General features: G+C 62.2%; 15 protein-coding genes and 1 pseudogene. 7 read left to right on the forward strand and 9 right to left on the reverse strand.

What is annotated here, in order from left to right; translation table 11 throughout:
• Positions 1-87: 87 nt before the first annotated feature.
• A complete protein-coding gene (locus B5526_RS38480; protein ID WP_079542469.1) occupies positions 88-420 on the forward strand; it encodes a hypothetical protein in 333 nt (110 codons plus the stop codon).
• A 188-nt stretch (positions 421-608) separates the two neighbouring features.
• Entirely contained in the window at positions 609-1349 is a 741-nt protein-coding gene (locus tag B5526_RS24770) for an acetoacetate decarboxylase (protein ID WP_079542470.1), read from the forward strand.
• A 189-nt stretch (positions 1350-1538) separates the two neighbouring features.
• Here the strand turns inward: B5526_RS24770 and B5526_RS24775 are convergent, their stop codons facing one another.
• The 5 genes from B5526_RS24775 to B5526_RS24795 all read right to left on the reverse strand — a co-directional run bounded on the left by B5526_RS24775 (position 1539) and on the right by B5526_RS24795 (position 6071).
• The gene (locus B5526_RS24775; protein WP_433994596.1) at positions 1539-2972 is read right to left on the reverse strand and encodes a homospermidine synthase; all 1434 of its coding nucleotides are present in this window, start codon (positions 2970-2972) and stop codon (positions 1539-1541) included.
• Between the two features lie 112 nt (positions 2973-3084).
• Positions 3085-3267, reverse strand: a complete 183-nt coding sequence (locus tag B5526_RS24780) for a hypothetical protein (protein WP_079542472.1) — start codon at positions 3265-3267, stop codon at positions 3085-3087.
• Between the two features lie 11 nt (positions 3268-3278).
• Positions 3279-3881: a GNAT family N-acetyltransferase gene (locus B5526_RS24785; protein ID WP_079542473.1), complete on the reverse strand. Its 603-nt coding sequence runs from the start codon at positions 3879-3881 to the stop codon at positions 3279-3281.
• A 124-nt stretch (positions 3882-4005) separates the two neighbouring features.
• On the reverse strand, positions 4006-5148 hold the full coding sequence (locus tag B5526_RS24790; protein WP_079545324.1) for a type III PLP-dependent enzyme: 1143 nt from the start codon (positions 5146-5148) through the stop codon (positions 4006-4008).
• A gap of 662 nt (positions 5149-5810) precedes the next feature.
• Positions 5811-6071, reverse strand: a complete 261-nt coding sequence (locus B5526_RS24795; protein WP_079542474.1) for a hypothetical protein — start codon at positions 6069-6071, stop codon at positions 5811-5813.
• A gap of 128 nt (positions 6072-6199) precedes the next feature.
• On the opposite strand from B5526_RS24795, the gene B5526_RS24800 reads away from it, so the two are divergent.
• Genes B5526_RS24800 through B5526_RS24810 form a run of 3 tightly spaced genes read left to right on the forward strand, consistent with a single transcriptional unit; the run spans position 6200 to position 10063 of the window.
• Entirely contained in the window at positions 6200-8287 is a 2088-nt protein-coding gene (locus B5526_RS24800; protein WP_079542475.1) for a M3 family metallopeptidase, read from the forward strand.
• Positions 8241-8933: a DUF1007 family protein gene (locus B5526_RS24805; RefSeq protein WP_079542476.1), complete on the forward strand. Its 693-nt coding sequence runs from the start codon at positions 8241-8243 to the stop codon at positions 8931-8933. Before B5526_RS24800 ends, B5526_RS24805 begins: the two co-directional genes overlap by 47 nt.
• Entirely contained in the window at positions 8930-10063 is a 1134-nt protein-coding gene (locus B5526_RS24810) for a nickel/cobalt transporter (protein ID WP_172842101.1), read from the forward strand. The genes B5526_RS24805 and B5526_RS24810 overlap by 4 nt, the downstream gene beginning before the upstream one ends.
• 10 nt (positions 10064-10073) lie before the next feature.
• On the opposite strand, the gene B5526_RS24815 is transcribed toward B5526_RS24810, so the two are convergent.
• On the reverse strand, positions 10074-10601 hold the full coding sequence (locus B5526_RS24815) for an ester cyclase (RefSeq protein WP_079542478.1): 528 nt from the start codon (positions 10599-10601) through the stop codon (positions 10074-10076).
• Positions 10602-11121: 520 nt separating this feature from the next.
• Between B5526_RS24815 and B5526_RS24820 the strand changes: the two are divergent.
• Positions 11122-11343, forward strand: a pseudogene (locus B5526_RS24820) (nickel/cobalt transporter); the annotation flags it as partial.
• A 13-nt stretch (positions 11344-11356) separates the two neighbouring features.
• Here the strand turns inward: B5526_RS24820 and B5526_RS24825 are convergent.
• Complete coding sequence (locus B5526_RS24825; protein ID WP_079542479.1) at positions 11357-11956, reverse strand: hypothetical protein; 600 nt, start codon at positions 11954-11956, stop codon at positions 11357-11359.
• Between the two features lie 239 nt (positions 11957-12195).
• Positions 12196-12618 carry a nuclear transport factor 2 family protein gene (locus B5526_RS24830; protein ID WP_079542480.1) on the reverse strand — a complete coding sequence of 141 codons (423 nt, stop codon included), beginning with the start codon at positions 12616-12618 and terminating at the stop codon, positions 12196-12198.
• 132 nt (positions 12619-12750) lie between these two features.
• Between B5526_RS24830 and B5526_RS24835 the strand changes: the two genes are divergently transcribed.
• On the forward strand, positions 12751-13434 hold the full coding sequence (locus B5526_RS24835) for a helix-turn-helix transcriptional regulator (protein ID WP_079542481.1): 684 nt from the start codon (positions 12751-12753) through the stop codon (positions 13432-13434).
• A 101-nt stretch (positions 13435-13535) separates the two neighbouring features.
• Here the strand turns inward: B5526_RS24835 and B5526_RS24840 are convergent, their stop codons facing one another.
• The gene (locus tag B5526_RS24840; protein ID WP_079542482.1) at positions 13536-14528 is read right to left on the reverse strand and encodes an ABC transporter substrate-binding protein; all 993 of its coding nucleotides are present in this window, start codon (positions 14526-14528) and stop codon (positions 13536-13538) included.
• Positions 14529-14626 lie beyond the last annotated feature (98 nt).

Below are 14626 nucleotides of genomic sequence, written 5' to 3' on the forward strand. Positions count from 1 at the left end.
GGCCGGACTTGGTTGCGTTTGCCGGTTCCCTGGGGAACAATGGGTTCCAACGTCCGTTGATCTCCGAGGTGATTTGCGGTGAACGAGATGTCTTCGGACGAAGCAAAGCGCGCTTACAGGCAAGACATGCTGCTCGCGTCCGCGTTGGTCGTGGCGGGGCTAGCGCTAGCAGCTCTTTCCTTGGTCCAGATTGCAGCCGGCGATCGGCAGCTCGCGCAGGCGACGCCGCCCTTGCAATCCTCGCCCGCGCCTTCGCCCTCGAATACCCCGCCCGCGGAATCAAAGCCCGGCGGCGAGCGCCCGACCACGCCGGCGCCCGAGCCCGCCCGCCCCGATCCGCAGGCGCAAAAGGACGGCACCAGGCGCACGCTGCCACCGGCGCCGGCGGAAAAGATGGCGCCGCCAATTCCGCAGAAATAACCCACCGTCATTCCGGGGCGATGCGAAGCATCGAACCCGGAATCTCGAGATTCCGGGCTCATCGCTGCGCGATGCCCCGGAATGACGGGCCTGTGACAGGGAGACCGCCGCTGCCGATTTTCCGGCCTCGATTGTTGCCGCCAGCTGCCGCATAATCGCGTTCCGCGCGGCAACACAAGAGGCAGGCAATGAAGATCGAGGATGTCAGGAAAACCGCCTATTCGATGCCGCTGACCAATCCGGCGTTTCCGCCCGGTCCCTACCGGTTCTTCAACCGCGAATATTTCGTCATCACCTACCGCACCGATCCGGAAGCGCTCGCCGCCGTGGTGCCGGAGCCGCTCGAGATCACCGACTCCGTCGTCAAATATGAATTCATCCGCATGCCCGACTCTACGGGCTTCGGCGACTACACCGAAACCGGGCAGGTGATCCCGGTCCGCCTCAACGGCGAGGACGGTGCCTATACCCATGCGATGTATCTGGACGACGAAGGGCCGATCGCTGGCGGCCGCGAGCTCTGGGGATTTCCAAAGAAACTTGCGAGGCCGAAAATCGAAGTCGAGAGCGATGTGCTGGTCGGGACGCTGCATTACGGCTCGGTGCTCTGCGCCTCCGCCACCATGGGCTACAAGCACCGCCCCGCCGATCATGACGCCGTGCTCAAAAGCATGAAGGCACCGAATTTCATCCTCAAGATCATCCCGCATGTCGACGGATCCCCACGGATCTGCGAATTGGTGCGCTTCAACCTCGAGGACATCACCCTGAAAGAATCATGGACCGGCCCCTCAGCCCTCGGCCTGTTTCCCCACGCGCTCTGCGACGTAGCCAAACTGCCGGTGCGCGAAGTGATCTCCGCGCTGCATTTCAAGGCCGACCTCACGCTCGGGCTGGGGAGCGTGGCGTTCGATTATATGAAGAAGTGAGCTGCGCGCGCCGGACAGCCGCGGCGAGCAAAATCTTTCACGTTCGTCATGGCCGGGCTTGTCCCGGCCATCCACGTCTTGGCCGCAAGCAAGAAAGACGTGGATGCCCGGCATCGCAGACAAGTTTACGCAGTCTGCGCGAGGCAGACTGCTACGGCCGGGCATGACGGTGAGGGGCGTTGTTCGCCTCTACCTAACCAGCACGTTCCGAAACTGCCACGGATCGCTTTCGTCAATGTCTTCCGGGAACAATCCCGGCCGGTCGGTGAGCGGGGTCCAGTCGGTGTAAAAGCCCTTTACCGGGCCGAGATACGGCCGCTGGATTTCGAGGCAGCGGTGGAAATCCATTTCGTCGGCCTCGACGATGCCTTCATTCGGATTTTCCAGCGCCCAGACCATGCCGGCCAGCACCGCCGACGACACCTGCATGCCGGTGGCGTTCTGGTACGGCGCGAGTTTGCGGGTTTCCTCGACGGACAACTGCGAGCCGTACCAATAGGCGTTCTTGGCGTGGCCGTAGAGCAGCACGCCGAGTTCGTCGATGCCGTCCTCGATTTCGTTCTCGGTGAGGATTCGCCACGACAGCTGCATTTTGCCGGCGGCGCCGAACAGTTCGTGCACCGATAACACCGCGTCGTTTGTTGGATGATAGGCGTAGTGGCAGGTCGGGCGGTAAATCACCTTGCCGCCGTCGCGCACCGTGAAATAATCGGCGATCGAGATCGACTCATTGTGGGTAACGAGGAAGCCATATTGTGCGCCCGGCGTTGGACACCATGAGCGCACGCGGGTGTTGGCACCGGCCTGCAGCAGATAGATCGCCGCGCCGCAGCCGTACTCATGGGTTCGGCCATTGTCCGGCATCCATGTTTCATGCGTGCCCCAGCCGAGTTCGGCCGGCTGCATGCCTTCGGACACGAAGCCTTCAACCGACCAGGTGTTGACGAACACGTTCATCGGCTTCGGTTTCTTCGCGCGCTGGGTGTCGCGTTCGGCGATATGGATGCCCTTGACGCCGAGCTTGTGGGCGAGCTCGCCCCAGCCTTCGCGGCTCTTCGGCTCGTTGAAGGGCGTATTGGTGTCGCGCGCGATGTCGAGCAGCGCCTGCTTGACGAACCAGGACACCATGCCCGGATTGGCGCCGCAGGTGGAGACCGCGGTCGGCCCGCCCGGGCTCTTGTGCTTGGCCGCGAGCAGGGTCTCGCGCAGCGCGTAATTGGAGCGCTTCTCGGTCCCGATATTCTTGTCGAAATAGAAGCCGAGCCACGGCTCGATCACTGTGTCGATATAGAGCGCGCCGATCTCCCGGCACAGCGTCATGATATCGACCGAGGAGGTGTCGACCGACAGATTGACGCAAAAGCCCTGGCCGCCGCCCTGGGTCAATAGCGGCACCAAGGTTTCGCGATAATTGTCTTTTGTCACCGCCTGCTTGATGAAACGCACGCCGTGCTGCTTGGCGAGTTCGCCATCCTCGTGCGGATCGATGATGACAAAGCGGGATTTGTCATAGGCGAAATGCCGTTCGATCAGCGGCAGCGTGCCCTTGCCGATCGAGCCGAAGCCGATCATGACAATGGGGCCGGAAATCTTCGCATGGATCTGCTGATCGGATGGGCTCATCATGTATCTCCAGAAAGAAAAAAGGTATCAGGCGGCGCGGCGCTTCAGGGCTCGATCTCAGGGGCTCCACGCGGTTTACGGGCTTTTCCCGGATACGCGCAACCCTTGCATATCAGGGGGAACGCTGTGTGACGTCTTGGGCGACGTCTTGGCGCGGCGCTGCGGTCGAGCCCCAGCGGCGCGCAAAAATGTCCCTGACGATCATGACGGCGAGCATGATCATCAGGACGGTGGTGACGGCGCGGCGGAGGCGCGAAGGCGCAGCATCGCGCGTGGTGGGCAAGCTCTTCGACATGATGCTTGGCGTCAGGCGGCGCGCGGCGCGGCTAGCTGCGCCTTCTTGGCGCGCGATGCCTTGATTTTCGGCAGCGAGCGGCCGCCCGGCACCACCATCCCCGAGGCGCCGTCGAGCGCGCCATCGGATAGTTCGAGGCCGAGCAGGCGGTCGCGTTCGAACGGACCCGGCAGCGACAATCCGCCGGTCTTGGCCGCCGAGAAGCCGAAGCGGGCGTAGTAGGGCGCGTCTCCCAGCAGGATAACCGCGCGATGGCCGCGCACTTCGGCGGCGATCAGCGCGTGCTTTATCAGTGCGGCGCCGACCCCGAGCTTGCGGCACGAGGGGTGAACCGCCAGCGGGCCGAGCACCAGCGCCGAGATATCCCCAGCGCTGACGTGCCACAACCGCAGCGTCCCGACCAGCCGGCCCTGCGCCAAGGCCGAAAACGCAAGGCCTTCGGCGGGCGTGTGTCCGTCGCGCAGGCGCTGGCAGGTGCGCAGTTGGCGGTTTTCGCCAAAGCAGGCATCAAGCAGCGCTTCGCGCGCAACGACATCCGAGGCTCGTTCCGCACGGATCGCGAACGGAGCGGCATCGCCGTTGTGGGCAATCTGGGTCTTCCGCAATTGGATCATGGCACGTCAGTCCTCGCTGCCACCGGCGGTAAGCGCCGGCGGAGCGTTGTCAGCAAATTCGCAAATGAAGGGATGGGAGCCGGCGGACCGGCTCCCGGGTTATCTTGGCCCTAAAGAGGCCGCCTCAGATGTGGTAGGTCCGCAGCGGCGGGAAGCCGTTGAATGCCACCGACGAGTAGGTCGACGTATACGCCCCGGTCCCCTCGATCAGCAGCTTGTCGCCGATCTCGAGCGTCACCGGCAGCGGGTACGGCAGCTTCTCGTACAAGACGTCGGCGGAATCGCAGGTGGGCCCAGCGAGCACGCACGGCGTCATTTCCGCACCGTCATGCGGGGTGCGGATGGCGTAGCGGATCGACTCGTCCATCGTCTCGGCGAGACCGCCGAACTTGCCGATGTCGAGATACACCCAGCGCACCTCGTCCTCGTCGCTCTTTTTCGAGATCAGAACGACTTCGGTCTCGATGATGCCGGCATTTCCGACCATGCCGCGGCCCGGCTCGATGATGGTCTCCGGGATCTGGTTGCCGAAATGCTTGCGCAGCGCACGGAAGATCGACCGGCCGTACTGCACGACCGGCGGCACGTCCTTGAGGTACTTGGTCGGGAATCCACCGCCCATGTTGACCATGGACAGGTTGATGCCCCGCTCGGCGCAGTCGCGGAACACGCTCGAGGCCATCGCCAGCGCGCGGTCCCACGCCTTCACCTTGCGCTGCTGCGAGCCGACATGGAACGAGATGCCGTACGGCTCCAGCCCTAGGCGCTTGGCCGCATCGAGCACCTCGACCGCCATCTCCGGATCGCAGCCGAACTTGCGCGACAGCGGCCATTCGGCGCCTGCGCAATCGTAGAGAATGCGGCAGAACACTTTTGAGCCGGGGGCGGCTCGGGCGATCTTCTCGACTTCCGCGGTGCAGTCGACCGAGAACAGGCGAATCCCGAGCGCGAAGGCGCGGGCGATGTCACGCTCCTTCTTGATCGTATTGCCATAGGAGACGCGCTCCGGCGACGCCCCGGCGGCCAGCGCCATCTGGATCTCGGCCACCGACGCGCAGTCGAAGCACGAGCCCATCGAGGCCAATAGCGACAGCACTTCCGACGCAGGATTAGCCTTCACCGCGTAGAACACGCGGCTATCCGGCAGCGCCTTGGCAAAACTCTGGTAGTTGTCGCGCACGACTTCGAGGTCGACGACGAGGCACGGCTCGACGTCATGGCCCTCGTTCCGGCGGTTGCGCAGGAATTCCTGAATACGTTCGGTCATAGCACCCTCCAAACGGCCCAGCGACGGGACGCGTTCAAATGTGATCTCGGATAAGAGCGCTTCGGCCACATCGCGCGATGGAGGCGCAACGAGGCCAAATGACTCAAACCGAATTGTGCTGCCGTGGATTGGTTGGGAATGATCCCGCCCGCACACCTGGCAATGAAGGACAAGCCTCTTCGGTATTCGCGCCGGCTGGTGGAGAGCCGGCAGAGACCAAAAAAGCCCGATCCGTCGTTGCTTTAAGTCGCGTCCCCCGTTGAGAACGAGGTGCGCCGGTTCGCCTCCGGCTGCCAGTCACGGTTGCAAGGAGCGAAGAGACCTTCAACGGCATCTCTTGAGAGAGGTGCTGGCCTCTTAAGTCTCGCGACTTAAGCGACCCTCGGTTCTTCATCCCTTGGCGGCTGTCCGGCCTCTTGTCCGGATACCTACCGACTGACACACGACCACAGGCACGTGCGAAATTGGGCAGTTCCGCAAATAAGCGTTTTGACTCTGCTATGCAAGAATTTTTTTAGGCTGCGGCAAAATTTCCCTAACAGGTGCTTGCGACACAGCGCACCGCGCGCGCTCGCGGCGTTGAAAATGAACAGGCGTTAAGATTTTCTCGTGAAGCACGAGCGTTCGAGGCAAGAGCGCGCGGCGTGTCGCTCGAAGTTAGCCTACGCGCGCCGCGTAAACGGCTCGACGCGCTGCGCCGCGCGGATGAAGGCCGCCATCACGAACACACCGAGCGCGAACAGCACGGCTTGGAGGATGTGCGCGCCGGTGTCGTCGAGGCCGAACAGGATCGCGAGCGCCCAGCCGCCGGCAAACGCGGCGCCGAACACCTCGGCGCCGATCAGGATCGCCGCGCTGATGACGGTGACGACGCTGGGCCAAACGATCTGGCGGGGGCTTTTCGGAGAGGTCAGTGAATCCATGGATGGGGTCCTGTTGAGGGCCGCAATCTCTCCGAAAAGTGCGCTGCTATCAAGCGCAAAAGGCCCAAAAAAGCCCCACCGCGTGGTATAGATTCCTCCCACATTTGGGACACAAAACGGGATTCGCGATGCCAGAAACCTTGCAAACTGCGGCAACTTCGCAAGCTCAGGAAAACCCGCTTTTGAAGCCGTGGCTGACGCCCTTGGAGACGCCGCCATTTTCGGAGATTGCGCCCGAACACTTCCTGCCCGCCTTCGAGCGGGCCTTCGCCGATCACTCAGCCGAGGTCGCCGCCATCGAGCACGATCCGGCGACGCCTGACTTTGCCAACACCATCACCGCGCTGGAGCGCGCCGGAAAGCTGCTGTCGAAGGTCTCGGCGGTGTTCTACGACTTGGTGTCGGCGCATTCCAACCCGGCGCTGCTCGAGATCGACAAGGAGGTGTCCTTGCGGATGGCGCGGCACTGGAACCCGATCATGATGAACGCGGTGCTGTTCGGCCGCATCGCGCTGCTCCACGAGAACCGCGCTACGCTCCCGCTCACCGGCGAAGAGAGGCGGCTCCTGGAGCGCACCTATACCCGCTTCCACCGCTCCGGCGCCGGCCTCGACGAGGCGGCCAAGGCGCGGATGGCCGAGATCAACGAGCGGCTGGCCCATATCGGGACCACCTTCAGCCATCATCTGCTCGGCGACGAGCAGGCCTGGTTCATGGAGCTCGGCGAGGCCGATCGCGAAGGCCTGCCGGACAGCTTTGTCGCCGCCGCCAAGGCCGCAGCCCACGAGCGCGGCATGGAGGGCAAGGCCATCATGACGCTGTCGCGCTCCTTCGTGGAGCCGTTCCTGAAGACCTCGAGCCGGCGCGACCTGCGGGAGAAGGTGTACAGGGCCTTCGTCGCCCGCGGCGACAATGGCAACGACAACGACAATAACGCCACGATCCTCGAAATATTGGCGCTCCGCGAGGAAAGCGCGGAACTGCTGGGTTTTGCCAATTTTGCCGCCTACCGTCTGGAAGACTCGATGGCGAAGACGCCGCAAGCGGTGCGGAGCCTCTTGGAGCGGGTCTGGAAGCCCGCCCGGGCGCGAGCGATGGCCGACCGCGATGCGCTGCAGGCGCTGGCGGCGGAGGAGGGCGGCAATTTCGCCCTCGCGCCCTGGGACTGGCGCTATTACGCCGAAAAACTCCGGCAGCGCCGCGCCAATTTCGACGACGCCGCCATCAAACCCTATCTGGCCCTCGACCACATGATCGAGGCCGCCTTCGACTGCGCGAGCCGCCTGTTCGGGCTGAGTTTTGCCGAGCGCAAGGATATCCCGGTCTGGCATCCCGATGTCCGGGTCTGGGAGGTGAAGGACGCTGCCGGCCGCCACAAGGCGCTGTTCTATGGCGACTACTTTGCCCGGCCCTCGAAACGCTCCGGGGCCTGGATGACTTCGCTGCGCGACCAGCAGAAGCTCGACGGCGACGTCTCGCCGCTGGTCATCAATGTCTGCAATTTCTCCAAAGGCGCCGACGGCGAGCCCTCGCTGCTGTCGCCCGATGACGCCCGCACGCTGTTCCACGAATTCGGCCACGGGCTGCACGGCATGCTGTCGGACGTGACCTATCCATCGCTGTCCGGCACCAGCGTGTTCACTGATTTCGTCGAATTGCCCTCGCAGCTCTACGAGCACTGGCAGGAGCAGCCGCAGGTGCTGCAGCAATTCGCCCGGCATTATCAGACCGGCGAGCCGCTGCCCGACGATCTGCTAAAACGCTTTCTGGCGGCACGGAAATTCAACCAGGGTTTTGCCACCGTCGAGTTCGTCTCCTCGGCGCTGATCGACCTCGAATTCCACAGCCAGCCGGCCGCGGCGATTACCGATGTCCGGGCGTTCGAGCGTGCGGAGATGGAGAAAATCGGCATGCCGGCGGAAATCTCGCTTCGCCACCGGCCGCAGCAGTTCGGCCATATCTTCTCCGGGGATCATTATGCGGCGGGCTATTACAGCTACATGTGGTCGGAGGTGATGGACGCCGACGCCTTCGGCGCCTTCGAGGAGGCCGGCAACATTTTTGACCCGGCAGTGGCAAAGCGCCTGCACGACGACATCTACTCCTCGGGCGGTTCGCGCGACCCGGAGGATGCCTATGTCGCCTTCCGCGGCCGCGAGCCCGAGCCCGATGCGCTGCTCCGCCGCCGCGGCCTGCTCGAACCCGAGGCGGCCTGAGGTGAATATTCTGTCGCGCCGCTTGTTCGCCCTGCTGCTGCTCGCCGGCAGCCTGGCCTTCACCAACCCGGCCTGGGCGCATCCGCATGTCTGGATCACCGCGACCAGCGAATTGATCTATGCGCCCGATGGCTCGGTCACCGGCGTGCGCCACGCCTGGACCTTTGACGACATGTTCACGACCTACGCCTTGCAGGGCATCGAGACCAAGACGAAAGGCGTCTATAGCCGCGAGGAGTTGGCGTCCCTGGCCCAGACCAACGTCGAATCGCTGAAGGAATTTGCCTATTTCACCTTCGCCAAGGCCGACGGCAAAAAGGAAAAGTTCGAGGAGCCGGTCGACTACTACCTCGAATACAAGGATTCCGCGCTGACGCTGCATTTCACCCTGCCGCTGAAGACGCCGGTGAAGCCGAAGGAATTGGCGGTGGAAGTGTTCGACCCGTCGTTTTTCATCGACTTCACGCTCGCCAACAAGGATCCCGTGAAGCTGGTCGGGGCACCCGCCACTTGCCAGATGAAATTCCAGCGGCCGAACGATGGCTCCGCCAATGCCCAGAAGATCGGCGAGCAGAATTTTCTGAGCGGGGCGAACGCGAATTATGGCGCGATGTTCGCCAACAAGATCACGGTGGATTGCCCATGAGACTGAATTCGGGTTCGGCGCGCACGCTGGCGCTTGGCGTCGCGGTGGCCGTTTTGGTGCTGGCGCTCGACGGCGCCGTGCATGTCTTGATGGCCCAGAATCCTTTCGGCGGTCCGCGCCCGCCTGCCGAGCCGCAAGCCGGCGGCATCGTCGGCTGGCTGCTCGCAAAACAATCGGAATTTTACCGGGAAATGTCCTCGACCATCCGCGCCGCGAAATCCGACGGCTCAGCGGTCTGGACCCTGCTCGCGATCTCGTTTGCTTACGGGATCTTTCACGCCGCCGGCCCTGGCCACGGCAAGGCGGTGATCTCGTCTTATCTTGTCGCCAACCAGGAGACCGCGCGGCGCGGCATCGTGCTGTCGTTTGCCTCCGCCTTGATGCAGTCGCTGGTAGCGGTGGTGATTGTCGGAATTTGCGCCTGGCTGCTCAACGCCACCGCGAAGACCATGTGCGGGGCCGAAAAGGCAATCGAGATCGCCAGCTACGCCCTGATCGCGGCCTTCGGCGCCCGGCTGGTCTGGACCAAGGGCGGCGGCTTCTTTCGCGCGCTGCAGGCGCGCCAACCGGCGCTGGGGCCGGCGCCGGCGATGGCGCTGGCCGCGGCGGTTCCCCACGATGATGGACACGACCATCATCACCACGACCATGCCCACGCCCATGTCGCGTATCATGATCACGATGACCACGGGCATGACCACGGGCATGACCACGATCACGACCACACTCACGTCCATGACGAGCATTGCGGCCATTCCCATGGGCCGACGCCGAGCGAGCTCGCCGGCCCCGGCGGCTGGCGGCGTGGTTTTGGTGCGATCCTCACCGTCGGCATCAGGCCGTGTTCCGGCGCGATCCTGGTCTTGGTATTCGCACTGGCGCAGGGGCTGTTCTGGGCCGGCATCGCCGCGACGTTTGTCATGGGCCTCGGCACCGCGATCACGGTTGCGACCATCGCGGTGATCGCAGTCTCCGCCAAGGATCTGGCGCGACGGCTGTCGGGCGCCAGCGAAGGCGGCGGCGCGCTGATCATGCGCGGCCTGGAATTCGGCGCGGCGGGCCTGGTGCTGTTGTTCGGCGTCGGCCTGTTGCTAGGTTACATCGCCGCCGAGCGCGTGACCTGCTTGTGAGGGCGAGAATTCAGCGGGCAGCTTTCGGAAAACCCGACATATTGTTCCACCCAGGTGGCAGCGAACCTCCAGGCCGAGCCGAAGGCACATCCGGCTCGGGCATACGAATTAGACCGAGCTGAAGCATAGCGCTCAACGCATCTTCTTGCCCCAGCTCCTCGGCGATCCGCCCCTGCTCAAGGCGAAGAACCGTTGTCCCCGCGAACTTCATCTTTCGACCCGAAGCGGCGGGGATCGAACCCATGCGGAAATCACTGAAGGCTGGGCCCGTGTGGGTGCCACCACCCTCCCATCGGCCCACGACGTAATCGCCCTCTGCGATGAGATTGCCAACACCCCGAAAATTGAGATCGGGAAAGGCATTGCGAAACTCCGTCATGAACTTCGCAACGGCTGCACGCCCTTTCTTTGGCTCATGCATCGGGTAGTGCACGATGATGTCGGATGTCGCGAGCTCGTTTACGATTTTCGGATTCCAGGGGTTTCCCCAAAATTCCTTGAACCACCGGGTTACGACACTCTTGTTATCCTGTGACATCAGATCGTCTCCGTTCGTTCGGTGCCGGATTCGCGAGAAGCAGAACCTGCCGCGTCTCTATGCGTATTAAGCAGTCGGGGCATACTCCGCGCCACCCGATTTCAGGCTTGGTCGCACTGCCAGATTCTGCGGAGATCGCGGCAGGTTAGACGCTCCTGCTTCGTCATCCCGCAGGGCTTTTCGGAATTTGGGGAACATCACCGATCGTCCGGTAATCGGGTGGCTCGCCGGTCCAGAACTCCTACCGTGGTTCAAACACACAGGAGCACACCATGCGTAAATTTCACTCGATCGCCGCTCTGTGCGGCGACGGACTTCGGCCCGAGTTGCAAGCGCTATTCGATCGCCTCGCAATCGACCCACGCCGCGAACTCTTCGTAAGAGACGACGGCATGGTCCAAGCCGGTCCGGACCCGGCTGACGAGACAGCGCTAACACGCGTTGTGCCTCTAAAAAAAAGAATGGCTTGATTCAAAATGGCGAGCGGCCGATTTTCTTATCCAGTAGGCCGGCAATTTAGGCGGGCATCGCCGCGACCTTCGTGATGGGGCGCGGCGCCGCGATCACCGTTGCAAGCATTGCGGTGATCGCGGTGTCAGCCAAGGATTTGGCACGGCGCCTCTGCGGCGGCGGCGCGCTGATCATGCGCGGCCTGGAATTCGCCGCGGCGGGATTGGTGCTGTTGTTCGGCGTCGGCCTGTTGTTGGGCTACATCGCCGCCGAGCGCGTGACCTGCTTGTAGCCGGTAGGGAAGCTCAAGACGGCTTCACCTTATCGAGAAATGGTTTCCAGGAGAGCGCCTCACTGTTGGCCTCGTCAAAATGTCCATCCTCCAAAAGCTTGCCGACACATCTGAAGTATTCACAAAGGAATGACGCATCCGGCAATTGGTACACGTGCTCATTCGGCGCCCACAAATCAAATTTCTTGGCGGAGATAAATACAGACAGGATTGCAGGCTTAAGGTCACGCACATTGTCCGGCCATTCCGACGCGGTCCGAATTTTGATGTTATCTGAAAGACCGCGAAATTTGGTGCCGAGGCTTCGGAGCTCGAAAGCTTTTCTTTCGTCCGACTTGCGGTTTAACCATTCTAATGAAACGCCAATTACGATTCCGGTCAAAAGGACGAACGCAAACTCAAACCAACGCTGTTGGCCCAGTGCGAGGAGGTTGTTAAAAACGGTCGTGGCCATGGCGTTAGGAAAAACCGTCGTGGCCGTACCGTTAGGATCGGAGAAGACGTTTTCCTCCAACCATTTTTCAAGGGTAGGCGTGATCAGGGGGATCAGCAGTAGACCCCAAATCCCAAACAGAAACTGTTTAAGCCATTTCGACATAGAGCCTTCAGCCATCCAGCCGAACTAACCCGACCATCCACCCACCCCAAAACCCAAAAGCGGATTCCCTACCGACTGCCGCTTACCGCATCTCTTTAACATTCATTCGACCACCTCGTCGGCGCGGGCAAGCAGGGTGGGCGCGACAGAAAGGCCAATAACCTTGGCCGTCTTCAAGTTGAGGGCAAGCTCATATTTGGTCGGCGCCTGAACCGGAAGATCGGCGGGCGGGCTGTGCCGGCAACTGGTCAGCCCTATTTGATTGGCGGCGGGCTCGTCCAGCGCTCTTGCGCCACGGCGTCGGTCCACGCCGAGCCCAGCGGAAGCAACGTAATCCAGGTCTCCGCGAGCTTACCCGCCTCTATTCGATAGCTTTGCATCCCCGCCCGGCTGCGCGGCTCGCCGGTTTGGGGATTGGGCCATTTGAACGCAAAGCGAAACCAGGCGCGGTTACCTTCGAACGAGTGATCATACACAACGACACGAATATCTGGCCGCTCCGCCCGGGTCTTGGCGAGCTCCTCAGCATAGGCCTCTCGTGTCACCGTCCGATCGCCTCCTTCATCATGCCGGATGTAGTGCGCTCCGACGCAGCTCGGGATCAGGTCGTACTGGCCGTCATGCCAAACCCGCTCCCATCGGTCGAATAGCTCGCGCGTCACAGACTCCTCAGACATTGACGAAACTCCTTGGGGCTCGTGGCTCAGCGAAAGTAACGGCTTGCTTGTACGACAGTCCTCCTGACAGCGTGGTGTCAGGAGACTGTCAGGAGTATACAATCCGGTGCAACCCGAAGGGAGCTTCATCGGATGCGCCGTGCCGACCGTCTTTTCGAAATCATCCAGCTATTGCGCCGGAAGAAGGCGACACGGGCCGCCGATCTTGCCGCGCGCCTGGAGGTTTCCGAACGCACGATCTACCGCGACATCAGCGACATGGTCTCACGGGGCGTTCCGATCGACGGTGAGGCGGGCGTTGGCTATATCCTGCGGCCGGGTTTTGATTTGCCGCCGCTGATGTTCAATGAGAACGAGGTCGAAGCCTTGTTGTTGGGCGCGCGTATCGTCCAGTCGTGGGCCGATCCAGAACTCGCCGCGGCTGCGGCAACCGTCATGGACAAGGTCGCCGCCGTATCGCCGCAGACCTTGCGTCGACAGCTTGACCTGGTGCGGCTGTGGGCACCGGCCGATCACGCGCGTGAAACCATCGCAATCGACCAGGCGGCACTCCGCCACGCCATCCGCGACCAACGCAAGATCCGCTTCACCTATCAGGATCTCGACGGCCGATCGTCCGAGCGCGTGGCACGTCCTTTGATCATGGCATTTTATGGCCCCGTCTGGTTGCTCGCCGCCTGGTGCGAGCTCCGCAACGGATTTCGTGTTTTCCGGATCGACCGGATGTCCGCCTTCGCGGCGCTGGAAACAAAGTTCGACACCGAGCCGGGGAAGACGGCACAGGATTTCCTGAAGCAGGATGCCGAGAAGAAATAGGCGACGCCTGCGCTCGTCGCCGATCTAGCCATTTGACTGGCGACAAACCCTAACGGATGTCCCGCTTTGGCAGTTTCGTGCCATTGGCAGAAGTCGCGAGATTATTCGATCACCTCGTCGGCGCGCGCGAGGAGGCTGGGCGCGACAGAAAGGCCGATAGCCTTGGCCGTCTTCAGGTTGAGGACAAGCTCATATTTGGTCGGCGCCTGAACCGGAAGATCGGCAGGTTTGGCTCCCTTGAGGATGCGATGGATGTAATCAGCCGCGCGCCCATAGACGTCGTTTACATCTGGTCCGTAAGCGGCAAGACCTCCGCTCGCCACGTAGTATCGAAATGGATACATGGCCGGCAATCGGTATCGCAGAGCTAAAGCGAGCAACAACTCTCTGCGGGTGACGGCCGACGAACTCGCCGTAATGATAACCCCTCCATTGGGCTCACGCGCGAAACTTGCCAACGCTCGCTCGAGCTGAGTGGAGTCGCGAGGATCGATGGCCGTGAGTTCGAGCCCGGACGATGAAGACGCCATCGTCTGGATGGCTGCGAATTGCCCGATACCCGCCGCTATGGAAGGCTCTCGAACCACAGCCACTCGCTTCAAACCGGGCGCAAGCTCCTTGAGAAGCTCCAACCACTTCCCGCTGATGCTGTATTCAAACGCCGTAAATCCCGTCGTATTGCCGCCGGGCCGAGCCAGGCTGGCTACAAACCCGGCCCCGACCGGATCGATCACATTGGCAAAAACGATCGGCACGCTCTGCGTGACCTGTTGTAGTGCGGCGACGCTTTGACTGGCGGAGGCGAGGATCACGTCGGGTGCCGAACCTACCAATTCCCTCGCATATTGGTGATAGCGCTCGGCATCATCGCCCGCCCAGCGGACTTCAATACGCAAATTTTCGCCCTCGATCCAACCGGTCTTCCGGAGCGATTGTGAGAAGGCTTGTATTCTTGCCTTACCCTCAGGGTCTTCCGAGGCAAGATTCATAAGGACGGCGAGCTTGCGTATCCGGTCGGCTTGTTGCGCACGCGCGGCAAGCGACCAAACGGTCGCAGCACTCCCAACGAGCCCGATAAATTCACGCCGGCGCATGTAGCCAACCCCCGAAGCCGCAGGGCCACGCCTAATGGAACAGCTGACACTAGCACTTTGCGACGGGGCGGCCACGGCAAGACTGCACACTTGTGGCG

The organism is Bradyrhizobium lablabi, assembly GCF_900141755.1.
Classification (GTDB): Bacteria; Pseudomonadota; Alphaproteobacteria; order Rhizobiales; family Xanthobacteraceae; genus Bradyrhizobium; species Bradyrhizobium lablabi_A.